The 24,594-nt window shown below is 35.7% G+C and carries 17 protein-coding genes and 4 pseudogenes; 4 read left to right on the plus strand and 17 right to left on the minus strand.

The window, feature by feature from the left end; translation table 11 throughout:
- Positions 1 to 467: 467 nt before the first annotated feature.
- Complete coding sequence (locus tag HXT59_RS04645) at positions 468 to 1,232, minus strand: hypothetical protein (RefSeq protein ID WP_421784198.1); 765 nt, start codon at positions 1,230 to 1,232, stop codon at positions 468 to 470.
- A 485-nt stretch (positions 1,233 to 1,717) separates the two neighbouring features.
- On the opposite strand from HXT59_RS04645, the gene HXT59_RS04650 reads away from it, so the two are divergent.
- Both HXT59_RS04650 and HXT59_RS04655 read left to right on the plus strand, forming a co-directional pair.
- On the plus strand, positions 1,718 to 2,023 hold the full coding sequence (locus HXT59_RS04650) for a type II toxin-antitoxin system RelB/DinJ family antitoxin (RefSeq protein ID WP_004109047.1): 306 nt from the start codon (positions 1,718 to 1,720) through the stop codon (positions 2,021 to 2,023).
- On the plus strand, positions 2,020 to 2,352 hold the full coding sequence (locus HXT59_RS04655; RefSeq protein WP_033888429.1) for a type II toxin-antitoxin system RelE/ParE family toxin: 333 nt from the start codon (positions 2,020 to 2,022) through the stop codon (positions 2,350 to 2,352). The genes HXT59_RS04650 and HXT59_RS04655 overlap by 4 nt, the downstream gene beginning before the upstream one ends.
- Before the next feature lie 267 nt (positions 2,353 to 2,619).
- Here the strand turns inward: HXT59_RS04655 and HXT59_RS04660 are convergent, their stop codons facing one another.
- The 4 genes from HXT59_RS04660 to HXT59_RS04675 form a co-directional block, all read right to left on the minus strand.
- Positions 2,620 to 3,957 carry an ATP-binding protein gene (locus tag HXT59_RS04660; RefSeq protein ID WP_102155180.1) on the minus strand — a complete coding sequence of 446 codons (1,338 nt, stop codon included), beginning with the start codon at positions 3,955 to 3,957 and terminating at the stop codon, positions 2,620 to 2,622.
- 261 nt (positions 3,958 to 4,218) lie between these two features.
- The gene (locus HXT59_RS04665; RefSeq protein WP_231130937.1) at positions 4,219 to 4,392 is read right to left on the minus strand and encodes a hypothetical protein; all 174 of its coding nucleotides are present in this window, start codon (positions 4,390 to 4,392) and stop codon (positions 4,219 to 4,221) included.
- 343 nt (positions 4,393 to 4,735) lie between these two features.
- Positions 4,736 to 6,037, minus strand: coding sequence for a YcxB family protein (locus HXT59_RS04670; protein ID WP_421782538.1), 1,302 nt, complete (start codon positions 6,035 to 6,037; stop codon positions 4,736 to 4,738).
- A 457-nt stretch (positions 6,038 to 6,494) separates the two neighbouring features.
- Positions 6,495 to 7,355 carry a hypothetical protein gene (locus tag HXT59_RS04675; protein WP_012914156.1) on the minus strand — a complete coding sequence of 287 codons (861 nt, stop codon included), beginning with the start codon at positions 7,353 to 7,355 and terminating at the stop codon, positions 6,495 to 6,497.
- A gap of 188 nt (positions 7,356 to 7,543) precedes the next feature.
- Between HXT59_RS04675 and HXT59_RS04680 the strand changes: the two are divergent.
- Positions 7,544 to 7,840, plus strand: a pseudogene (locus HXT59_RS04680) (hypothetical protein); the annotation flags it as partial.
- 100 nt (positions 7,841 to 7,940) lie between these two features.
- Here the strand turns inward: HXT59_RS04680 and HXT59_RS04685 are convergent.
- The 8 genes and pseudogenes from HXT59_RS04685 to HXT59_RS04720 form a co-directional block, all read right to left on the minus strand.
- Positions 7,941 to 8,732, minus strand: a complete 792-nt coding sequence (locus HXT59_RS04685) for a hypothetical protein (RefSeq protein WP_219705372.1) — start codon at positions 8,730 to 8,732, stop codon at positions 7,941 to 7,943.
- A 214-nt stretch (positions 8,733 to 8,946) separates the two neighbouring features.
- Positions 8,947 to 10,347, minus strand: coding sequence for a hypothetical protein (locus HXT59_RS04690; RefSeq protein ID WP_102155182.1), 1,401 nt, complete (start codon positions 10,345 to 10,347; stop codon positions 8,947 to 8,949).
- Between the two features lie 203 nt (positions 10,348 to 10,550).
- Positions 10,551 to 10,772: pseudogene (locus tag HXT59_RS04695) on the minus strand (recombinase family protein); the annotation flags it as partial.
- 431 nt (positions 10,773 to 11,203) lie between these two features.
- Positions 11,204 to 12,130, minus strand: coding sequence for a hypothetical protein (locus tag HXT59_RS04700; protein ID WP_174182812.1), 927 nt, complete (start codon positions 12,128 to 12,130; stop codon positions 11,204 to 11,206).
- A 9-nt stretch (positions 12,131 to 12,139) separates the two neighbouring features.
- Positions 12,140 to 12,700 carry a hypothetical protein gene (locus HXT59_RS04705; protein ID WP_012914150.1) on the minus strand — a complete coding sequence of 187 codons (561 nt, stop codon included), beginning with the start codon at positions 12,698 to 12,700 and terminating at the stop codon, positions 12,140 to 12,142.
- A gap of 600 nt (positions 12,701 to 13,300) precedes the next feature.
- Positions 13,301 to 14,764 (minus strand): annotated as a pseudogene (locus tag HXT59_RS04710) (RNA-binding domain-containing protein).
- A gap of 22 nt (positions 14,765 to 14,786) precedes the next feature.
- Positions 14,787 to 15,341 (minus strand): SLATT domain-containing protein, encoded by a 555-nt coding sequence (locus HXT59_RS04715; RefSeq protein ID WP_421782532.1) that lies wholly within the window; start codon positions 15,339 to 15,341, stop codon positions 14,787 to 14,789.
- 1 nt (position 15,342) lies between these two features.
- Complete coding sequence (locus HXT59_RS04720) at positions 15,343 to 16,164, minus strand: SMODS domain-containing nucleotidyltransferase (RefSeq protein WP_421782530.1); 822 nt, start codon at positions 16,162 to 16,164, stop codon at positions 15,343 to 15,345.
- Between the two features lie 291 nt (positions 16,165 to 16,455).
- Between HXT59_RS04720 and HXT59_RS04725 the strand changes: the two are divergent.
- Positions 16,456 to 16,551 (plus strand): annotated as a pseudogene (locus tag HXT59_RS04725) (type I restriction endonuclease subunit R); the annotation flags it as partial.
- A gap of 429 nt (positions 16,552 to 16,980) precedes the next feature.
- Here HXT59_RS04725 and HXT59_RS04730 read toward each other — a convergent pair.
- The 4 genes from HXT59_RS04730 to HXT59_RS04745 form a co-directional block, all read right to left on the minus strand.
- Positions 16,981 to 18,942 (minus strand): hypothetical protein, encoded by a 1,962-nt coding sequence (locus HXT59_RS04730; protein WP_421784201.1) that lies wholly within the window; start codon positions 18,940 to 18,942, stop codon positions 16,981 to 16,983.
- Positions 18,939 to 19,895, minus strand: a complete 957-nt coding sequence (locus tag HXT59_RS04735) for a recombinase family protein (protein WP_421784203.1) — start codon at positions 19,893 to 19,895, stop codon at positions 18,939 to 18,941. Before HXT59_RS04735 ends, HXT59_RS04730 begins: the two co-directional genes overlap by 4 nt.
- Before the next feature lie 665 nt (positions 19,896 to 20,560).
- Positions 20,561 to 22,306 carry a UvrD-helicase domain-containing protein gene (locus HXT59_RS04740; protein ID WP_421784205.1) on the minus strand — a complete coding sequence of 582 codons (1,746 nt, stop codon included), beginning with the start codon at positions 22,304 to 22,306 and terminating at the stop codon, positions 20,561 to 20,563.
- A gap of 14 nt (positions 22,307 to 22,320) precedes the next feature.
- Entirely contained in the window at positions 22,321 to 24,300 is a 1,980-nt protein-coding gene (locus tag HXT59_RS04745; RefSeq protein ID WP_421784207.1) for an ATP-dependent nuclease, read from the minus strand.
- Between the last annotated feature and the right edge of the window lie 294 nt (positions 24,301 to 24,594).

Here is a 24,594-nt window from a genome sequence, read left to right on the forward strand (position 1 = left end):
TGTTGCATTTCTACTAAGAACTTATTAATTAGCTTTTTAAACACTATAAGGTATAACGAAAATGTAATTGCGGTGTGCGTTTGCGGACACACACCTGTGGGAGCTGACATAGTTTCGGCTCCCTCTTTTATTTTGAGTCGTTGAATAGTAATAGCGAATATCTAGAAATAGTGATAAACTCACTGGTAACAACAGCCCCCTAAGCCTACTAACAGTGCTCAAATCAGGGGGTTCTTTTTGGGTTATAGGCCAAAAAGTGTGTAAAACCAATCTGGTGAATATCATTGGGGCATAATCCAAGATCTAAACACCGTTACTAACTCGGTCAACGAACTGAGAAAATAACGGTGTCTAACGATTGCTACATACTGCTTTCTGAATCAACCAGCTTAAAGCCGCAGCGCATTAAACCTTTTAGCGATAGCCTTCACTAAGTACGCAAAACAGCTTAAAGTACGCAAAACCTTCTAATCCGAATATCCAATCACATCTTTCTCAACTTCGCGTATAACATCCTCGGATATGTTTTCAACAGCAATTCGATAAACCTTATTCATGCGCGGATTATAAATACCCAAGTACTTAATATTCTGAAACTCTGGATGAATAGAATGCAAACCCATACGCCAATACATAAGCAGTTGAAGAGTCTGATCCTTATCCAACTTTTCTTTAGAAACTTTAAAATCCCACAAAGTATCAGCTGTTATAAAATCACCATCGCCAGCACTTACCGTATTAGTGTAACCGCCCTCTAGCGTAAAACCGTCAAGCACCTTCGGACCATAACACTCAAGAAAATGAAGTGAGCGCTGAACCATAACTCTGATGTTCTGGATTGTGTGCTCATCGGGATTGATTTCGTCAAAAGGCCTGTAGCCAATAGGACCATATCTAAAGCATACGTCGAATCCAACAAGTTTGACGGCGTTAACTATATCTTCATCGCCAAGTCCTTTAATGCCAGACATAAGTTTCGATGCATTATCGTGTTCGTTTATAATCATTGCGCCCAATAAGGAAATTTTAAACGCGTCTATTGCACTCGATCCAGACATTAAACGAGTCATGTAGTCAACTACTATACCAACTAAAATTGGGTGAATGTTCTCTTTATCGTATAAGTCTTCTATTCCTTCGCCTAATGATTCTTCAACAAATTCTTTTCGTGGCAAATATCCACCATAAGGTTGTTTAATGTTTTTAATGCGTTGTGTAACTGAATATCCCATAACTAAACACTCTCCTCATTAAAAGTGCGTAAAGATTATGAAACTATTTTAATAGAATCAGCTTACGTATTTAATAGAATCAGCGTACGAACAAATTCATTGAGACAAAAAACTGATATGTAATCCTTTTGTCTAACCCACTGCAATTTTTAACGTGTTAACAAAAGGCTCAAGTAGCGTGATGCTTGCGAAACATATAACACAGAAAGCAAACAGTTTCAAAGTATAAAAGCAACAGTTTCAGAGTACAAAAGGAAAAGTTTCATTGCATACAAGAGTTAAGAAACTAGACCTGCCCATTTACTACTTATTACAAGGCTGACCAACCTCATAAATTCCTTATCTCCGAATCTCCAATAAAGTCTATGAGGAACTTGCCAAATGAAGTATTTAACACGAGAACAGGTGATTAAACTTTTGCTTTCATCTGCTTGCGTATGCTTGCAACTATTTTGTAAAATAAGCATAGAAAGGACGCGAACACAATGTCAAATACGAATGCTGTATATGCAAGAATCGATACAAATCTTAAAGAAAACGCTGAAAGCATATTGAACCAGCTTGGCATAACACCGTCTTCTGCGATTCAAATGCTTTACAGCCAGATTGTTTTACAAAAAGGCATGCCATTCGAACTCCGCTTGCCAACTAATAAGCCTACTGCTTTAGGCAGCTTAACAAGAGATGAGTTGGATAAGGAATTGCAAAAGGGTATCGACTCTATTTCGACTGGCAAACAATATAGTGTAGATGAAGTAGATCAGTTCTTTGCAAAGGAATATGGTGCATGAGTACAACTTATAACATCATCTATTCTCCGCAAGCGTTCCTTGATCTTACAGAACTATACGAATACATTCGCTTTACATTACAAGTTCCAAAAACAGCTGAAAAACAAGTCAACCGCATTAAGTATGCTATACGTTCTCTTGAGACTATGCCTATGCGATATCCTCCTGTAGCGTGGGAACCCTGGCATTCTGTGGGAATACGCAGAGTTTCAGTCGATAACTACACAGTTTTTTACCAAGTAGACGAAAACCAAATGACTGTAACAGTTATTCGTATCTTCTACTCAGGCAGAAATATTGAAAACATTGTTAACGACTCAAACAATTAATGCGCGATTTGGGATAGAAAAGTACTGGCAACGTATTCACACTTTTTTGAGTGCACACTATGGATATTGGGTGCACCTTTTAACGATAGGAAAATATCGCAAAAAGGTTTAAGATTGGCTTGATAACTTGATTCTTGAGCATAAAAACAGCCTAGAAGCTCCCCTAGGCTGGTTGCAACGTTTCGTGGGATTTGACACTCTTTTAACTTTTGCACTAGTTTATTTCTATGTCTTCTAATCGTTCCTTTTTTTAATTATCTTTCTTTATCAATCGTTCTCTTTCAGAGCAAGTTCTATAAGCTTATCCGTGTAATCAGCCATAAATAACGGAATATTCAACATATCATCGTCTAGTTTGAGATTATTCAGCGAGAATCGTATACGTAATTTCGTTTGATTAGGGAATAATTCTTTAAACTTTTTCAAACTTCTACTATTAATATTTGCTTCAGATTTAACTTCAATAGGGAAAATATCATTTTCTCGTTGAATAAGAAAATCCACTTCATACGGCGGATTCGTTTGAGACCAGTATCTAGGCATCACTTCAAATTGAGTAAGCAGCGCTTGCAAAACATAATTTTCTGTTAAAGCACCCTTAAACTCAGTAAACAGTCTATTGCCTTCCGCAAACGCAGTCGGAGCAAGTTGAGATAATCGCCTTAACAAACCAACATCTGCCAAATAAATCTTAAAAGCAGATACATCATCATAAGCAGCAATAGGTAAACTCGACGCAGTATTTCTATAAATTTTATACACCAATTGTGCTGACACCAACCATTGCAAAGCATCTTCATATTCTCTTGCTCGCGCACCATTTTTAACAACTTTATACAAGAATTTTTTGTTTTCACGCGCAAGTTGAGACGGAATAGAATTCCAAATCATTGATATTTTAGGAAACTCACTAACACTAGGATGTTTCGCAAAATCTCGTTCATAAGCTGTTATGATCTCAAACAACGTTTCTTGCATTGCGTTTACATCTCGCGCTTTAGCCCACATTAAAACTGACTCAGGCATTCCCCCTGTAACATAATACATTTTTAATTTCTCGCATAGAGGGTTAAAAAATGCGTCTGGAATCTGCTCTATTTTATCGATTTGTTTAATATACTTCGCTAGATTTTCATCTCCATTAGCAAGTAAAAACTCAGTGAAATTCATTGGGTTTATTTGCATAAAATTAACTTTTCCAACTGGGAATGAAGATGGTTTTGCAAGTGTTATTCCAAGCAACGATCCAGCGCAAGCAACATGATATTGCGGAGCGTTTTCACAAAAATATTTCATCGAGTTTATTACTTCTGGGCAATCCTGAACCTCATCAAATATAATCAACGTGTTTTCTGCTTCGATTTTTTGACCACTTGCAAGCATTAGATTTTGTAAAATTCGCTCCACGTTTTTAGTGGTTTCAAAGAATTGCTTATATTCTTTGTTTTCATCGAAGTTAAAATAAGCAATATTTTTGTAGTAAAGCTTACCAAATTCTTTTAGTATCCAAGTTTTACCAACTTGACGCACGCCTTTTAATATCAATGGTTTACGATACGGTGAGTTCTTCCATGCTAAAAGTTTACTCATAATCAGCCTTTTCATGACTACTCACCTTTCACTTGACGCTACGCTATTAAATATTGCAACCGTATTAACGCTTGACTATTTCTACGCGAGTTGCACTGTTGTTCTGTTATATTTTGCGGTATCTTTTATCGTATATCACATTATTATATACGTTTTGGCGCATTTAATCACATTATTATACGTATTTTAGTGTTTTTTATCACATAATTATACGCATTGAGCAATGCTGAGCATAAAAACACGTAAAAACACGCAGCAAAAATTACTTCACACGCACTAAATATCTTGCCCTTTATGACTCGATAACATGTATTTCACATACCGTGCTTTCCAATCATCTTCACGAACGCAAGCAAACGCATTCGTCACAGACTGCAAGCCTAAACTTTTAACATACTTACAAGCAATACTAAAACTATTATCAACGCTAATCTCTTCATTCACTAGCAAACTATACTCTTTCATAAACAGCAAGATTTACAGAAACAGAAGAACCAATATCATCGCGCGCGTTTAACGCCTCCAACAACATTCCCTCATAAACGAAGCAATCACATGCAAATCTTCACACTCATAATACTCAACAAGCAACTTCTTAAACTCAGGAACCTTATTTTCTGGAATAACCAACAAGCCCCTGCCATGAGAAATCAAATAATGTAGAGAACTTTTTTACAATTTTTACACCGTTTTGTTCTCCAAAACATAAGCAACTAGAGTACACAACTATGGATGCTACTATCTGGCAATCTTCCGATAGTCTTATATTCCTACATATAACCACTCTGCCCCACTACCAATATGCCCTACTGCTCTCTGCAATTACTCCAGTGCTATATTCATACGTGTAGGTGCTCTGCATATGAGCATCACTCGGCGACCAGCTTCCATTTGAAGATTTTGAAGCCTTAAACAGAATATAAAGACCACATTTTCCATCCTGAGAGTCCCTGTTATACTGCAGATAAGTAATGTCCGAACGGCTTTCACTCAGAACAAAGTACATATCTCCCTTGGCGGTATAGTTCTCCTTGAACGCAAAGCCTTTCGCCGCAAAATACTTATCAAATATCTTAAGCGCTGCATTTCTTTCCTTCTTTGATTCTAAATCATGCTCAGCGGAATCATGCAAATCGTAATTTTTATCTGGCTCTTCAACCTTTAATCTTGTATCTTTTAATCTTGTATCTTTCCTGTTATTACGATCAATTCTGCTATACCACTCAGATTCACTTATTTTTGGATCAGTATCAGTTGAATCTTTCATTGGTCGAAGATACTTAAGGAAAAACGGGCCTTCAGACTTATAAAGATAATACTCAAAAGGAGCATACATATCGTCCACGTGCTCTGTGTATGTACCATTATCATTTTGTTTCACAGAATATCTGCCAACAATAAACAAAACGTCAAAAAATCCAAGACCTAAGATAATCAATACACAAAGCAGAACATGTAGACAACGAAGTATAATTCTTATACCTATCTTCCGTACACGCGAAATAAGATAGAGATTATAGAAGACACATACAAGAGCAATCGTAATCATCCAAACAACTGGCATTGCCGCGCATATAACATATACCCAAGTCTGCAAAAGCCACTGATTTGGAAGACGTACCGCAGTTATTCCAAAGAATGCAGTTAGAATACCACTTAACACAAAAAAGCAACAAAGAATTAGCGAGATTCTACCCTTCCACCGTTGCTTGCCATAGCTAAGAAAAGATTTATTACGCTCTACATTTGCACTACTAAAACGGCTGTGTAGATTGCGCTGCCAAATAACACCAATAACCCAAATAAGAGAAACTACAACAAGAAGCAGAATTGCAAAACAATAGGTGATCCATCCAAAAAGCTGTAGCTTATTGGATGCCATAAAAACAGTTCCAATAATCATTAAGATGGAAAAGATTTCCGCACTCGGCTGCAAAACCTTATACTTGGATAATTCCTTATTTGCACTGCGAAGGTTTTCACATATTTGCTCATGTGATTCACAATATAGAGGATTTTTCTCATCTGTGGGAGTATGTTCCTGCTTTTCTTTCTCTTTCTCTCTTCCCCCTTGTAGATTATCTTTCTTTCTCAATTATTCTCCTTCAGCGCAAGTTCTATAAGTTTATCTGTATAATCAGCCTTTTCATGATTACTCACCTTTCATCTTGCATTACACTATTAGATATTGCAGCCGTATTAACGCTCGGCTGTTTCTACGCTTAGTTTCACTGCTGTTCTGTTATATTTTGCGTTATCTTTTATCGTGTATCACATGTTTTGGTGCATTTAATCACATAATTATACATATTTTAGTGTTTTTTATCACATAATTCTACACATTGAACAGTGCACAACGCAGTGAGCACATCCATCTGTTTTGCACACAATATTATGCAACCAAGATTTACTTTATTCTTATCAGAAACCTCGGTAATACCATTTTCCAGTTAATCATTCAACTCACCTTAAGTTCGCATCACTCAAGGTCTTATAAAACAATCTACCTTAAGAAAATAAACCTCAAAAACCGTTTCTATAAACTTTTCTCATCAAATAGATAGATTCTTGTTACGATCTTCAATACAATTGCAAATTAAATCTACAGCTTTATAAAACTCATCAGATGATAATTCATCAATTTTTCTATTAAACGCAAAATGATTTGTCCAAAATTCTTTTGGATACCAAGAATTACTTTGTTGATCAACAAATGCACCTAAGTAATTTAAACGAACAAATTCCTTCCAATTATTGTTAAAATTATCCATCCATTTCTTGAATCTAAATACAGACTCAGCCATATGATCATTTCCATTATATCTGTTAAGCAATTCAAAAAGATATTTGTCATCATATGAATGACACCATTTAAAAATACAATACATGACTATATCCCAATAATCAGAATCGGCATATTCTCCACTCCTCTCTCTATTAAAATACAAAGGAACTGGAATTAAATTGCCCTTCGAATGTGCTAACTTTGAAAAATCCTCCATCCTTTTTGGCAATTTTGAACCCGCAATGATTTTGTCCGCGCATCTAATCTTGCCAACACTACGCATACCTTTAAGTCCTTCAGTTAACACAAAATACTTTCTTATAAAATTACCAAATGAAGTCATTGTATCCCCGTGATACACTATGCCATCTTTTACTATTTCAAATTTGTGTTTACTCTTACCTTCATATTGTTTTTTACACTTACCATTTTTTAAATAAGAATATTTTTCCAAATATTGATCGATAGCCCACTTCGATACATCTACATCTATTATGTTATTCTTTTCTTTATTAGTTTTACAATAAGCTGCCCATAATAAACTCGAAGACTTTTCAAGCTCTTCTTTATTGAATCTATTTTTTATATACAATGAGATAAATTCTTTTTTACCGTCATATAATTCCATAATGATTGCACCTACTTAATAATCTTTGTGAATTGTGAATTGTGAATGTTATATCATATACCTTTAATACTTCCAACATTTTAGCAACCCCTCAATCATTTTCCCATCCACTCGCGCCTTCCACATACCTACTTGTTGCCTTTGTTTCTACATTGAAGTATGTTATCAGCAATAGGAGGTACAAATTCATGGATAAAAATGAAAACATTAATTTACCTACGAAGGTCACCATTACTTTAGATCTTGACAAATTATACAATGAACTAAAAGAAAATGGTTGGAAACCTAATAGTACGGCTAAATACTACAAGCATTACATCCTTAAACATATTGGTAAAGAAGATACTATTCTTGGACCTGATGAAAGCGTGCGATATCTAATTGATCTGCTAGCCACAATTTCATCCCGTCATTTCTTATCAATGATTGAACCAGGCCCTGGCAAAGACGCTCTTATAAAACGTGTTATACACGAATATGAAAAATACCCCCCCCTATTTTTTCAAACACAAAAGTCTAACTTTTTTTGGGGGGGCACATCACATTTACATCTGATAACTATTTCTTAGTTCTAAATAATATTATTTATTCAACTCCTATGGAATTTAAAAAATCAATAAGTGTTTTTCCAAGTTCTTCGTTTTCTTTTACTAGTTTTATGCATTTTTTAGGAATGTAGTAGAATTTATTGGCTTCATCTCTTAAAACTATGAAATTTTTTTCTTCGCCTTCAGTGCAATTGTTTTTTTCGCATAAAACTCCGTAGTGAGTTTGATTTTTACTTAAGGTATTTCTTACTAGCATGATTTGTTTAATTTCTGTTTCTTTTATTACTCCCTTCAAAGCATCATGTGGGTGAAAATTACCTGTAGTTATATCTACGTTATAATTGTTAGAATGTATTTTAGCTTTTTTATAATTTTTTTGTTTACTTATGCAATCAAATAAATTATTACCTTCTTCATCAACCAACTCATCATTTTCTTCATAATTTTTCAAATCTATTATATCCGTACTTGTATTTGTATTTAAATCATCTTCTGTAAGTCCAAAAGTATATGGCATTAAAAAAATTTTGTTATATTTACTGTAAATATCCACTTCATTTTCTAGATTTATTGCCCACCAATATAAATTTTTGAATTTACCTCTACCTCTAGTAGGCATGTTAATTTGATTTTGAATTGTTTTAAATTTACTTAAATACTTATTCAATGTTTCTATCTCAGAATATGCTTTTCCAGCATTTTTTATTTCAGTATTTAACTCTTCGTTCGAACTATTGTTACCCATAATAAACTCTCTTTCCTTCTGCGTAAAATCCACATACAAAGCCAGGTGCAAAGGGGGTGCATTTTTTACATCAATCTTGTACACTCAAACTCGTTTCGATACTAGCCTTTGACATCAATACTACACTCTCCACGCGTCTCGACATTACGCCTTGGACATTAGGCAAACACACTCCACGTGTGTCGGGTTATAACTATGGATTGAATTTGATATGTTGTGTAGGTGGTTTAGATGCCACAAATTACTGATACTATTTTTCTACATTTAAACTCATCATTTACACAACTTAAACATGTTGCTATTTTATTAACGCATTCACATTATTTATAAATTGATTCATGTTTTCCACAGCAATTTTTATTAATTCAGTTCTTTTATAATAACAATCTTCAAATACATAATATACTTTATTATCAATAACTTCTAATTTTATTCTACCATGTGCTATTGCATTTCTTATCTTATGTAGAATATATATAGTGTTTCCAAACTTTTCATCCCTACTTCTAATAGTACCATCTGATATTTTCTTTTTAACAAACAATGCCATTTGTGAACTATCATATTCAAAGTCATCTACGTTTAAAACAGAATATTTTATCGATTCTAGGTCAGTATCTTCCAACCTCAATGAAAAATTAATAATATATATAATTTTAAAGAACCATCGGAATTCTATCCATGAATCACTGTCTTCTTTTAATTCATCAATACTTTTCAATATTCGATCGATCATCTTAGCTTTTTTTGAATCTATAGCAATTTTATAATCTATGATTCTATCATTCAACTGAATTAGGTGAGTTAAAAAATTTGAAAATTCGGTTTCTATATCATAGATGCTTTTGACAAAATATCCTAGCTCATTCTTTGTAATATCTTTACCTAGATATTTATGTAACATTTCACAATACTTCGTTAATTCTTTTTTTGTAATTTCCGTTTTAGTAATTTCAAAGCAATCCTCATTATTAACTAAAAATTCTTTTAAAGCTTGAAATTCTCCACTCGAAAAGACCTTATTATTCATAGGATGTAGCTGATTATCAAGAGTATATTTTCGCTTTCCTTTATATTTAACTTCCATAAAATATGAAAGTTCTTCACTTAATTTAATATAGGTATGTTTGTAGGCAATAGATTTTGTCATTTGATTTAAGTATAGTTTTCCTATTAATTCATGACAAAGTGGTTCTATAACCAATCCCTTGCTTTTTAAAATCCCCTTATCTTTATTGAATGCAAAATAATATGGAATTGGGCCGTTCTCTCCATAACTCATAAAACATCCGTACTGCATATGTGCAAATGAATTTCTTAAAATTTTTCTACTATCCCATAATGACTTAGGTTTATATTTTAATTCTGATTCATTAAACTCATAATAAAACGTGTCATCAACAGTTATTTTAAATCTGTCTTCAATTTCTTTAATCGTTTCTCCATATTTATTCTTAATACTAGCAATATAATTTTTAGGATCAAAAGTATCTTTTAAATAATCTTTTTCTAATTTTTCTTTGTTAAACAACATCACACAAGAATCTAAAAAAATTCGAAATCTGAATAAATCTACTAAATTCATATCTATTTTGTTTGTGCAAATATCCTGCTTAATTTTATCGATATCAAAATTATGTTTATAATAATCCTCATATTTTTTTATTTGTATCACATTATTCAAAAAATAATTAGTCAATATTTGTACCCCCCGACCAACTTTTAATTTGTTATATATTATACATGCTCATCACTTATACTATACAAAAAAGAGATACACAGAACTATGTAAGAAGGCAATCCTACATAGGTCTATGACTCTCTTACTTTTTAATATTGATAACTTGCCCTGTTTTCAGCTTTAACTCTAAACTAGCATCTTTTGCTCGTACTTCATCAACTAGCATCCATCGTATTGATGTTTTCCTTTTCAAAGTAAATAGCAACTTGTTTAGCCTTTAGCTCACGAGCGTATTGTAAGCAATCTAAAGTATTTCTGGCCAAGCGTGAAATAGATTTAGTAATCACTAGATTTATATACCTTGCTTTACACTCTTCAATCATTCGATTAAACTCTCGCCGATTCTTCATGTTAGTCCCAGAAATACCTTCATCTGCATAAATATCTACTAAATATATAGAATTAATTAGTAACGTTCATATGCTGTCCCTTTCACGGGAATTCTTACAGCAAAAACTAGGACTTTTTTGGACTTCTATTGTAATTACTTTTATAGTTACTTCTGCATAAACCACCCTGGGTGCACTTTTTAACGTTAACATCCTGTGCACTCGACCCTAGAACGTTGATATCTTCCCTCAAACAGCCAAAATACGTTCAAAAACCGAGCAAAGCCAGCTTAAATCCACCACAGGCTAAACCCTTTAACGATAACTCTCGCTAAGCCCTGCTACACAAAGGCAAATTTGCACCCACCTAATCAGACCTTGACATCAATACAACGCTTTTGACGTGCGTAGAGTTTTTTGCTCAAAAGAGAAGAAAACAGTCTTATAAAATCTTATGCGTCTACTGCAGTTCTTCTCCATGGGTGCTACTTGATAACGAGAACAATATCGGTAAGCACAATACCAACAACTACGCTTACCCATGCCAAACTCGGCGTAAGAAGCCAAGCGAGAACACCAAAGATCAGCAGTCGAAGCAGTACAACAATAACCAAGAAAGGCCAACTTTTTGTTAGGCATTTCTGTTGATCAGCCTTCAATGCGCCCATCAGAACCATAACCGCAGCCGCCGCGCAAGAAAATAGCATATTGCCCAAGAATATGACGAGTAGCGTGCGCCAGCCATCGATAGTACAAAGCATCCACCATTGCAGTATCAATGCAAGCAAAAATGTGACAACATCGCATACTGCTTCCATCAGCATATTCGCAACGATTAACGAGGAGAATGTTAAAGACGTACTTCTAGGAGTGCCTGTTTTACCTGCGCTCGCATGCTGTAATGCAATCATGTTTCTCGCCTCGGCGCGCTTTACGCGCTCTTCTTCAAGCATTTGAACGCCAAGCTCAACCGATTTCTTTGAAGCTTCCTGTAATTGCGCATCCGTCATACCTGGCTGCCAAGGCTTTTCAAAAACAAACAGCAACACACTAGTAATCGCTGCGCCAATAATAATGCTTAGCAGCGTAGTATTGGAAACAAGCAATGAAGCAATACCAGAGGTCACCAGCAGCCTGAGCACAAAATCGATGATTCCGATGAGCAAATCACCAGACCTGTCATCTGGTCTACGATGCCTGTCCCACTGCAGATACGCTGTACTTAGCAGCGAAAACACCACAACACTCAACGCGAGTATGACCACAGTTTCCCAACCTAGTACGCGGTGCCCTACGAACTGTTGTACAAGAAGCGAAATAATAAGAGTGCAAATGCCAGCAACAGTTTCTATAATCACATTATCCCAAAAAGCATGCTTGAAAAGCACTGGCCTTACATTCGTCTCACCCATCATCTAACCCTAGGAAAGGCAATTACGAGTAATTGGCTCGATACCGAGAATCATTTCCAAAAACTTAGCTCCATCAGAACCAAGATGAGCTTTAAGCTCTCCTCGCGCTTTCCAGATAGCCGACACAGTTCTATATATTTGCTTCGCTCGCTTCAGCCAACCAAGTGCCTTAGCAATAGGCACACCATATTGAAATACAAATGAAGCTATCGCTAATGCACATCCGACCCAATTAACCATCGGTGCGTAATGTCCAAACATAGAAACCCTATTCCTACGCATCAGTGACTTAAACGTTAAGCCATGCAATGCTGCATTTAAGCGTGCTTCATAATTTGAAGTTGTACGTGGATTAGCATACTGCAAATCAGCAGGCACTGATTCAAATGCACGGATCAACGCATCCAAGTCTGCATCTGTCATAGTTGTAGTAGAAGATAGGCTACCAGCAGCATATGTGAAGTTACCGCGCTCTGTCAATGTGTTAGCGGAAGACACTTCAGCTGAACACAATACTAGTGAGACACTAACAATCGGTACAGATAACATTTTCATTGCTTTACGCATCATTCTCTCTCCTCAAAAATCAGAAAACCCGAATTGATCCGCATTGTTAAGATGCGCGTCGGGTACTGTTATTTGCGTATGCTACACCAATGAGAGTATTTTATTAAATATTGCAAACTAAAACAAATTTTTCTTTCTAACAAGATTATTTAGTCTTACACTCACCTTTATGAACACAAATAAATGTCAGAACGAAAACGCTACAACAGGCTGCAGGCACAGTAGAAATCATCAAAACGCTATTGCGATTCAGTGAGATTTGCAAAGAAGCGCTACTGATTTTCTGTATGACTCGACTGCTTCATCTTGGTGTCGAGTGTGTAGCCAGATTCGTGCTCATTAGCTGGAATTGGTCAAAGCGCATTTTTGCCCGGAAACACACTGATTTTTGCCCTCATACGTTCTCGGAAACAGGTCAAAGACCATGTTCCTGCCTAATAATATGCAAACGCACAGATTTACCAACCGCCTCAAGACTTCGCTCTGAGGAAATAAGTCCGAAATCCCATCGTCTCGGCATACCTATTTGTGAAACCAAAACTATACATTGAATGTCCGTTTTCCTCTATTCGATATATGGTTTCTGTCTCCAATGGTCGCTTTTTAATCTTCAATGTTTACTTTTTTATATTTCTGGTTCCTGCTGTTTGGCTTATCTGGTATCGTCATTTCTATTTTTCCTGCACTAAGCAAAGGCTTGATATATTTTTCAGAAAAGTTTCTTCTACCGGTCAGACCCATAAATTCTTGCATTTCTTTCCGACTACGAGGAACGATACAAAATTGAAGGAGAGCTTGTATCGTAACTTGCTCCTTTACTTGCTCCCTATCTTGTTCCCTATCTTGTTCCCTTGGATCAAGTTCTTCGGTCGGCCCGACTGTAGCCGTTGCCGCCTCAGAAAGAGGAATCACTGTCGTAAAAACATCTGCCTCTGTAAAGACAGGCTCTCCACCAGAATACATCTTCGTGTATTTATAGCTGTTGCGCATACCGCTTCCCAGTTCGTCAGCAAGACCTATCTCACGAAACACTTTTGCTATCGGCGGATTCTTTGCAAATGGCCTGAATGTTTTCAGATTCAAGTTTCCGTGCCCATGCGCAAGGTTCGCATTCTCTGTTGTAATCTTATCCCGTTCAATGACAAGCTTCGGTACATATCCACTGGAAAAATCACGGTGCATCAACAAATTGGAGATAATCTCACGCAGGATTTTATCTCTGGCGCTTATCCGCTGGACACCATCCAATGTAAAAACATCATTCAGATGCTTCTTTCCAAATTCCATCAAACGATCATAACTTTCAATCAGGTTTGTAATCACCACGTCCCTGTCATCATAACGATCAACATTGAACACTCTGAAAATAGCGTCTGTCTTATGCTGAGGTAACACGGACATGATACGGTTATCCGTACCAAAGAGCAAGACTGCCGCAAGTGTTATACCTTCTTTGTTCGTTTCCGGATCCTCAAGTATAAGCCCACAGCTTCTGAGCATCTCCTCATCCGTCATGTCAACCCACGGATGGTGCTCAGTATTCACTCTCGTCATTCTCCTTGCCCGATTCATAAGATCATGGCGAAGGCTTGAAACCGGGATGGCAGGGTAGACCTTATTCACAAAATAGGTACTTTGCTTACGAGCATAAAGGTTGAAAACCATGTCCGCATTATCTGTAATATCGATGTCCGACTCATTATTGCGATCAAATATTCTGCCCGCATTGCGGTAAACGGTTTTTCCAACCGGGACATAGACATAAAGAACAATACGCCCATCGATCTCATATTCCTCTGTAGTCTAATAGAGTGGCGGATACATTTTTCTCTCATTGTTAATCGTAGTAACAAAATTTTTCTTCATCTGCTCAACGCAGTCTTTATCAACACCGAGAATCGTCCCGTTATCCTTCACACCAAAGAAAATATGACCGCCATCCCGATTAGAAAAAGAACAAACGGTATCATAGACATCCTTCGTAATATCTGTTGTTGATTTTTTGAATTCGACTGTCAGCCCCTCGCCCTGACGAATCAAATTCATCAAATTTTCAGGGAGTATCATATAACTCACCCCTTTCGATTATTCACTTATCAATTCCATTAGGCAAAATGGAATCAACCTCGTTCTCCTTAAAAGTCTGTTCTTCTTCCTTTTGCAAAGCCTTCTGCGCAGCCCTGTAGCTTCTCTCATCAGTTGCAGGATAATTATTATTGACTTCTGAAACTTTATTACAAAGAGCATCTCTCTTTTTTTGTATCTCACTATCGTCAAGCACTTCAAAATCAACTAATAAGGAAACATACTCTTCTCGAATACCCCACAACACATTTGCTGCATTTCGATGCTGGCTTACTTCATTTTGAATCTTATATTCCTTGGCATATAGATTTAGGCACAAAGACAATACAGCAGTAATTCCACCTACCCATGTCGATATGACCTTGTTTGTTATAATGCTGGCAAAAAATCCGCAAGAAGAAAGTGTGGTCAATATAATCTGTGCATTCTTCACATACTTATTTTCTTTCTCAAGTCGATCAGCTAATTTGTGATGCGCAGTATATGTGTATATAACTTTTCCACAAGCATCCTTTATTTGATTTTTTAATCGTGCCCTATAGCTTTTATCACTTTCCATTTTACTCCGATACCATTTTATTTAGGATCTTGCCGAGGACATCCCATCCCTTTGTAGTATCAATCGACATTCCACTTCCGGGAGCATATAGACTTGACGCAGATATTCCGTTGCATGGAATATGATTATAATAATTAAGTAATGCCTGTTCATACGATATTGGTTGGCTTGAGGAATTGCTATCTCCATCCGTAAAATGCCATTCTCCCATCGCAACATATACAAAGGAATCAATTAAAATTCCTGACAGATGATAGCTCGAATAAGAATCATCTCTGATCGTTCTTATGTGCTTACAAGTAGCACACAATAACCCATTAGATGAGCTGTTCTTTCCCTTTATTGCTTTTTGCTCAGACTTAGGATCTGTTGTTCTCCAGTTTCCTCCCATATTCGTATCTGGATATTTGTATGAAACACTACCACCCAAACTTGTCTGCGGAAACGCTGGTAACACTTCAAATTTCATCCCATCAGAAAAGGCAATTTTAACAACCTGACCATCTGCCCTAATATCGCTTCTTGAATAGGAAGTTTCAATCGCGTTCTTCACAGCCTGTAAAAGTCGAGATTGCCCATTCCATTTAGAATATGAGTACCGATTATATTCAGCTTCCGGAATTTCAACAAGTATATCTATGTCGCTTGTATTTATTGCTGTGTTTCTTCCATAAGAACCAACATAGAGACTATGTGTGGTTTCACTCGTTGAATTCCAAAACTCTTGATTTATAGCTTTCGTAACCGTATGATATCTGCTTGCTATGCTTTGACGCGTTACTAAAGGGATAATGTTATCATGTCTTATTACGTTTGAACTCATAATTATTTCTCCATTTCATTTTTGCCTTTTGATTATCAGGAAACTCTATTCGAAAGCCGCCAGAAACCACAACATCTTCTTTTCGTTATATCAGCTGTATCAGCACTTATTATTGTCATAAGCTCCTCTGTCTTCGGCAACCATAATCAATTCCTGATTATTACTCTCTTTCAGTACCTCACTATAGTTAACTACCCGATGCTCCATATCATTGTTGTCCGTCCAGAGGTCACACTGAAGCATTACAGTAGCAACAGCGTCATCCATGCCCTCCGTCGGTTATTTATGTTTCTTAAGGAGCACCACTATCCTCCTGAAGGTATGGAAGATGCTGTTCAAACAGTAATGACTCAGTGTGAGCTGTGGACTGATAGAACAGATCTATAGTTTTGCATAATTATCGTAATTGAACCACTTCGATAATTAGCCTAAACCTTATTTTCCCACTCCACAAGGTGGGTGCAGGGTGGGTGCAAAGTGGGTGCACTTTTTAACGTTATCCATCCTGTGCACTCGACCCTAGAGCGTTGATATGTTTCCTCAAACAGCAAAATCACGCTCAAAAACCGCGAGAACCCAGCTTAAAGCCGCCATACGCTAAACCTTTTAACGATAACCCTCGCTAACCCCTGCTACACAAGGGCAAATTTGCACCCACCTAATCAGCCTTTGACATCAATACAACACTCTCGACGTGAGGTTGTTAGGCGTTTTTGAAATCATGTCTTAATTCCATACTTTTCGCCTATTTATAGGCATGATCATCGGTTGGCTTACACCTGTTATTTTCTATCTCGATTAGGCAATTTGAAGACACTAAATATATACGCATTCTTTATTTAAATTTAATATATCTTTAATACTATTTACTTCAATTTTTATTTGCTTTTTATTAGCTTTCTTTTTAAACTCATAAACACTTAACGACCTATAGTAATAATTACATAATAGCAATCTCACAATAATATAACTATCTAGACTAAAATTTCTTCTAATTCCTTCTTTACCAAGCCTTATGAATTCCTCATATTTCTTTTCATCAAATTTTTCAAATAATGAAGACCACATCCATTTAATAAATTGACAAAATATAAAATGAGAAACATCTGACTTTGAAATTTCTCTACATATTTCATCTATAAATTTTGATTCTTTTAACTCATCAATATCTTTTCTTACTGTAAGTTTATTGAATGCACTTTTCCAAACTTTAAATTCATCAACTGTCATTATTCCTCTACCAGAACGTTTCGAATAAGCAAGTCTAAAAATCAATACTACGATAGCATCTTCTAATTGAATAAAGCCTAGAAGATACTCGAGAATATCATTTGATATCAAGTACCCACTCAATAATATATTCTTAGTAACCTCATTTCTTTTGCTAATAAGATATTCTGGTAAACCCTGTTTTTCCATCTCATCATAAAATAATTGAACAAACTCATTGTCTTCATTTTTATTATCAATAGTATGTTTAAATATGGTACTAAATATTGGCGAAAAATATCTATCCTCTTCAATTTGACTATCTATCTTATTTAAGACATCAAACAAATTCATCATTGTATCCATATTATTAATACAATCTAGGAATTTAATATCTCTAAACTTTTTTTCTAAAATTTCACATATTTTTGAAATGCAGAAGTTACTTTTTTTATCTTCTCTAAAATAATTCTCATTCCTTGTGTAAATTTCCCAAAATATATTTTCATATTCTTTATTTCCATGCAACTTTGTCTCTATTTTCAACAATCTCTTTAAATCTTGAATTGCAATATTTATAATCCTTGACGGTAACACATGTAATTTAGTTATCATATTCCATTTTGTGTGATAGTACAATTTAAGTAGTTCCAAAATTTTGCTAAGCATATGAGTATAAATAAAAAATTTTATTTTTTTATCTTTTTTACATTCTGCGTATTTATACACTTTACTTAGTACATCGTCTATCTTATTCCCTTCACATTCAAATGCAATGTTATAAAATTCTATAATTTCAGAATCACTTGCACTAACTGCATCCCCAGTATTAACAATGCAATTAATGACGCTTTCAACATTGCTATAAAAATTATTTTCTAATCCTAATCTGCTTTTAATATTGAAAATATTATTAAACATTTCTTTAAAATACCGCTCTATCTCAATTTTAATTATGCGCCTTTCAAAGTTATTAGTTATATTATATAAATAACTTTGAGAGAAATTTTTTCTTGATAAATTCACTGACTCTATCAAAATTGCGGTGCAATAAAATGAGCTAACTATGAATGTAGCAAGCCATATTGAATCTATATATTTAATATGTGCAACTATTATTTCAACCATCTCATTTAATACTTTAGATTTGTATTTTAACTCAACAAAAATTGTGATAATTGGAATAATAGCAATCGCCCAAAACAGAAGTTTAACTGGAAGTTCATTAAATTTTTTAAGCCAAAAATTTTTATGAAATTTCAATTTTTTTATATTATATCCTAAGTAGAAATTATCTTTATTATCAATATCTATCGTCTGCTTCTCTAAAAAGTTCGATATGAATGTAATTATTGATACCAATCCAGCAGACATAACAAACATATCTTTTCCTTTTATTCCTATAGATAGATTTCCATAAATCAGTAGCGCCAACAATCCTACTAACCATATTGAAATATTTTTTATCGGATGCCTTATAATTTCATAAGCAAAAAATAAAGCTTCCATAAATTTTCTTAAACATACAACAAATAGATACCATAATTTGTCTTTTAAGTTTCCCATCATAATTTAGTACCTCTCTTTGAGCTATATTTTTTCTTCTTTCTAATAATAGTTCCGTCTTCTAAAACCTCTACATTACTCCGAGCCGCCATCTCAAGCTCAACGGCTTCAAACTTCTCTTTAGAAATAATTCCGGAATGATGATCCGAATACAAATATTGCCTGTCAGAACCGCCTGAATCAGCTATAGCCACATCGCCTGTATATTTACGCCTAGTCAAAGTGCTCTCAACAGCCCGTTTACTCCAACTGTCTTTTCCCTTTGGAGACTTAACACCTTTACTTTTTAATCTTTCAATAATTCTACCAACGCTTAAACCTTCCAGATACCAATCAAAGATAGCTCTCACTACCTTCGCTTGCTCTTCATCAATAATAAGCATTCCATGCTTATCTTTTTTATAACCATAACAAGCCCTACTATAAAGACCTGATGTGCCATCTTCTGCTCTATGTTTTAAGCCAAAGCGTATATTTTCACTTCGCCAATCATTTTCAGCCTGACTACAAGCTTGAACCACACTGATTAAAAGTTCATCATCGACAGTTTCCGTATCAATCTTATCGGTCTCAAAAATAATCCTTGTACCACATGATCGAATCTTTCTAATAGCCTCTAATCCTTCTTTCGTATCACGACCAAAACGGCTCACACTTTTAGTAAGAATAATATCAAGATTACCTTTCTCGCATTCTTCAATCATTCGATTAAACTCGTTTCTTGAAGATCCAACCTTAGCTGAAGCAACATCAAGAAAAATATCAGCAACAAACCAAGTCATGTGAGAAGCAGCAAGACGAGTAAGACCAGACACTTGAGTCGAAAGACTATCCAGCTGCTCTTTACGATTCGTACTCACACGAGCATAAATACCCACAGCATAATCCTTAACAACCCGCTTAGGTTTGATGACTATCACATCACTATTTAGCTCATCTATCTTATCCATAGCCATCTCTCCTTATTTTTAGACTAACGAAACTTAGATTTCTTCTCCACGATAATTAGCCTAAACCTTATTTTCCCACTTCACCAGCTGGGTGCAAAGTGGCGAATCGACTTGCATGAGCGATTAAATATAATTCGCGAATGCACTTCGATTCGCTGAGCTTGCTCAAAGTTGAAAGCACAGTGTGCTTTCAACGCAAGCGAAGTACGTTAACATCCTGTGCACTCGACCCTAGAACGTTGATATCTTCCCTCAAACAGCAAAACTGGTCTCAAAAACCGCGAGAAGTAAGCTTAAAGCCGCTTCGCATTAAACCTTTTAACGATAGCCCTCGCTAAGCCTTGCTACACAAGGGCAAACTTGCACCCACCTAATCAGCCCTAGACATCAATACGACACTCTCGACATACGAACTTTTGTCCAAACTCCCACATGTAAATATCAACATAAAATATATCTATGAGGATTATTTTCCTATTTTATTGCAAACCATCTTCTATCACGTTTTGTTCCGATTCTTTCGATGACTTTTTCATTTTGTAAGAAATAAATGTTCGCTCTATGGTTCTTTTTGTTAAACCAATTTAAATTGCTCGCTCATCTGAAGTGGAAGCTGAATCTTCAATAAGTAAAGAAACAACTTTCTTTTCAGATTTGTTCAAACCAACATTTTATTTGGCTTTATTATCTAAATATTCATTAAATGTATAAATATTTTCTAATCCAACTATATCGATTAGAAAATTTCTAAAAGTGGAATTAAGAGGTATTGAAACAAATAAAAATAATCTTTTCTTTGGTCTTGAGCAGCATACATAAAACAAATTTCTATTTCGTTCATATGATGCCTCTTTACCTACTGGTATTGGAACTTTCCCAGTTATCATAGGTGCATAAGTCTCAAATTGATATTGGTTCCATCCCTTACTGATAACGAAGACAACATTATCGTATTCTTCGCCCTTAACACCATGTTCTGTCGAAAACTCTGATTCAGGGTACAGAAATTCAATGGCCGCCTTAAATTGACTGTAATCTAAATCTAAAACATCCTGGATTGTTGCATCCAATCCATAGATTGTATCAGGGGCATCAAAATATAGATGGTAGTATCCATCAACCAATGATGGAATAGGCACTAACTTTGTCTCTACGATAGTGTTGATAACATCAATGGCTCTGCCATTACGAGCTTTCTTTAGCTGCGACTCAAACTCTTTCCATTTCATCTTATCAGCTTTTTTCGTGATAGGATATCGTATGATTCCAAGCGTATCAAACAGAAGTTGCATATTTGATGTGCTGAGTGCTTCATATATCGGTTCAACGGTATTCATGAAGAATAGCAAAAATGGATCTTGTTTATCTCGGAGTCCATCATCAATAATGGCTAATAGACGCTCATATCCTTGCTGTGTGGCAAGAACCTTATGAGTAATCATCAAAATTTTGATATTTTCATCCTTTGACACGTTTTTCTTGATGTGTTCTGAAAGCTGGAACAGTCTGGATTTCAGTTCTTCTGCGGGGAGATCGTCTTTGAATGTCCGTTCTGTTCGACGTTCTCCAGAAAAATCATCGCAAGTCACAACAACTACTTCACCTTCAAAATTATCTATTGCAGATTGTTGTGGTAAATCTGGGCGAATATCATTTAAAACCTTCACAATTCTGGGAGCTGATCTAAAGTTTGAACCCTTTTTAATTTCCTGAAGCTTGCTGTGCTCTATCGCACCGCAAGCGTTGTTGGTTTGGTAAATAGTTTGCCATGCATCTCCGAAAAAGCCAAATTGTGGGCCTATTCCTTCTGCAATAAAAAAGTTTATAAAACGTGTGATAATCGGTTTGTAGGAATCTTGGTATTCATCAATTAAAATCAACGGATAATTGTCAGAGAAAACACGGCGAAATTTTGCATTATTCAGCATAGTACAAAAAAGTTTCAAAACATCATTATGGTGCAAGTAATGAACTCCTTGGGATACATAACGGTGTCCTAAAGTATAACGAATCTCTAACACCTTGCTGAAGTCCGTTTCCGTCGTTGTTAATGACGCATCATTCTCGATAATGCTAATAAGGGTACTTTGATACTGCTTGATTGCATTCCAAGCAAATGAATGGATTGTTGACGGAAGAATAAATGAATCTTGGGATAAGCGCTGCGAAATCACATCAACAGCTGCATTTGTATATGTAATACATATTACATTCTGCTTTTTTCGGCGATAATCATTCCACTTATTTGCTTGAATCCATTCGATTACACGGTTTAGTGAGTAGGTTTTTCCAGAACCAGCGCCTGCCTCCACGCGGAAGCTACGCCCAGCCTTGAGTGCAGAAATTATTTGTTCGTCGACTTTATCTGCTTCCGCCTTAGCTATGTTATAATTTAAATACTCATAATTCTTAGACAATTCTCAATACCTCCTCATTCAAGAACTCGCTGCCGATTAAGCCATATTAAACCATTTTTAATATATTGAGGAATAGAATAATTAGGATTGTTGCAAATCAGATTGAGTGCAAAGTCCGTCTTTCTTTTCTCAGTAAACTCCAAATCTTCTTCGGCAACAGGTTCTGTGAACCCATAATGACTACGATTCACATTCATGATGGCTTCTTCCAAAGATCTGCCACATATCCCATTTTCCGAAGTTTGATATTCAATATGACATTTCCCCAAAGTCTTTTCTGCATCTGTTGCAGCGGTGATATCCGCAAGGTAAATCTTATCTTTACTATTCTGCGGAATACCCTTAATTTTGCGCATCCACCATTTTATTGTTGCATTGGAGGTAGTCTTACCTTTGCTGACAACAGCCTTTGTTCTGCCATCTATCATAGAATCTATATCCGTAAGGATTAAGCAAGGGAGTCCAAGGAAGTCTGCAAAAGGTATGAATTTGTATGCGTATGCTCCTCCAATTTCGATCAAAGCATAATACTGTGCGGGCAGTTTATATTTTTCTGAATCAAACAGTTTTTCTTTCTCGCATTTCTCTATCATGTCCGGTAGCAGCAACCGCTCCGAAGCACCCTCAACAAAAATGATCTTATCTGCAAAGAACAAATCGCATCTGCTAAGGGTAAGGTATTTCTTGATGAAATCCATGTTGTCAGCATTTTCTCTCGCAAAAATATCAAGGTTCTTATAAACAACTCCAGATTTAGACTTTTTCGCATACCGGATTTTAGAGAAATCCATAGTATTCGCTATATGTGCAGAGTGAGTAGTTAAAAACGTCTGAATATGAACAGTTGTAATTTTATCGAGGAATTTTTCTAAATGCTCCGCAAACGCATGCTGCATTTGAGGATGCATATGTGACTCAGGTTCTTCAATGAACAACAATGGAATGCAGGCGTCTCCCTTTTTCTCAACATCTTGTGCAAACGCAGCCAAGAGAAATTCCATTTTAATCAAATTCTTGTACCCCAATCCGTTATGGGAGCTGGGCAGGCTTTCGTCACCGGCGCCAGAGCTATATGAAAGCCGTGTCTGGTTTTTTATTTGATCGTCAATTTTTAACTCAGTAGTAACACCAAGCTGCAATTCTTCAACATTAGGATATCCAAAACCAACTGCCTTGCTGACCAAGTCACTGAGTATTCGATCGCTTTCTTTTTGCACATTTTTGTTTGCACCATCAACTACTGCACGGAGTTCCTTGACTTTCTCTGCTATATCAGGTGTCAAATCTTCCTCGTTCAAGCTGAAATAGTCCGCAATCAACGAACTAAGGGACTCGTTCTTTTGAGTACCATCTTCTCCAAGTATGCGTTCTGCAGGAATCGGATAATAAGGGAAAAGGTCTTTAAGTTCTCTATGACTTTTAACTTGCCAATCTTCTAAATTCTTTGGATTAACCGCATAGATAATTAAGCCAAACAACCTCGAAAAATTGGTTGCAAGCATAGCGTGCATTTCCTCTGCTTTGGGCGCAAATTTATCATTACTATAGCAACTATCCTTAAACAGTTCCCGCAGTTTGCTTTCGTCAGTTTTCAACTGATACTCCGCACGAATTAACGCTGTAGTGGTATCCACATCAACGTCAATAATGAAAGGTGATAATGCCCCCAATTTTGTATCTTGATCATCCAATGAATAATCAACTACAAACTCTATAGAAATAGGTTCTATTCCTCTGCAGAGATCTTCATAACTCAATTTTTTCTCCATGAACTGAAAAAACAGGTTGTAGAGGTTTTCTCGCTTTGATATAGGATAATCATTATATGAAAAATCGTTTCCTTGTAGCACGGTGTTGATACAGTTACTGCAGGAGGTCTTGGCCGTATTATTCCTGCCAACAATAAGGGTTGTTTTTGCATCGACATCCAATTCGGCATCAATAAGCAATCTGTAGTTTTTAATCTTTATCTTCGATAATCGCATTTTAGCCATCCTTTCACTATTTTTTTTAACTCTAACATTATTCCATAGGCTTAATCTTTTCTTCGAAAAATCAATTTCATATTCTGATAATTTATATTTATATAATAGTGCTCACCTATTGCTAAAATAGACTTACTCTATTCAATATTTAATTATTAATAGGATACTAAACTTAAACATTTTCAAATACTAATTTTGAAATTTTAGCTTTAGCAAACATCTATTAGATCATCTGAAAATATCTAAACGCATCTTTTATTGCCTCTTCTTTTTCTATTGGACAAATTGGTTGTTTTAAGTCTT

Source organism: Gardnerella sp. KA01001 (assembly GCF_049244025.1).
GTDB lineage: Bacteria > Actinomycetota > Actinomycetes > Actinomycetales > Bifidobacteriaceae > Bifidobacterium > Bifidobacterium swidsinskii.

Coding starts and splice junctions, on each gene's coding strand:
- HXT59_RS04745 (WP_421784207.1), bottom strand. CDS start 24,300: ATGGCTAAAATGCGATTATCGAAGATAAAGATTAAAAACTACAGATTG.
- HXT59_RS04650 (WP_004109047.1), top strand. CDS start 1,718: ATGTCAAATACGAATGCTGTATATGCAAGAATCGATACAAATCTTAAA.
- HXT59_RS04655 (WP_033888429.1), top strand. CDS start 2,020: ATGAGTACAACTTATAACATCATCTATTCTCCGCAAGCGTTCCTTGAT.
- HXT59_RS04700 (WP_174182812.1), bottom strand. CDS start 12,130: ATGGGTGAGACGAATGTAAGGCCAGTGCTTTTCAAGCATGCTTTTTGG.
- HXT59_RS04715 (WP_421782532.1), bottom strand. CDS start 15,341: ATGGAAAGTGATAAAAGCTATAGGGCACGATTAAAAAATCAAATAAAG.
- HXT59_RS04660 (WP_102155180.1), bottom strand. CDS start 3,957: ATGAAAAGGCTGATTATGAGTAAACTTTTAGCATGGAAGAACTCACCG.
- HXT59_RS04720 (WP_421782530.1), bottom strand. CDS start 16,164: ATGAGTTCAAACGTAATAAGACATGATAACATTATCCCTTTAGTAACG.
- HXT59_RS04730 (WP_421784201.1), bottom strand. CDS start 18,942: ATGATGGGAAACTTAAAAGACAAATTATGGTATCTATTTGTTGTATGT.
- HXT59_RS04645 (WP_421784198.1), bottom strand. CDS start 1,232: ATGGGATATTCAGTTACACAACGCATTAAAAACATTAAACAACCTTAT.
- HXT59_RS04735 (WP_421784203.1), bottom strand. CDS start 19,895: ATGGCTATGGATAAGATAGATGAGCTAAATAGTGATGTGATAGTCATC.
- HXT59_RS04675 (WP_012914156.1), bottom strand. CDS start 7,355: ATGGAATTATATGACGGTAAAAAAGAATTTATCTCATTGTATATAAAA.
- HXT59_RS04705 (WP_012914150.1), bottom strand. CDS start 12,700: ATGATGCGTAAAGCAATGAAAATGTTATCTGTACCGATTGTTAGTGTC.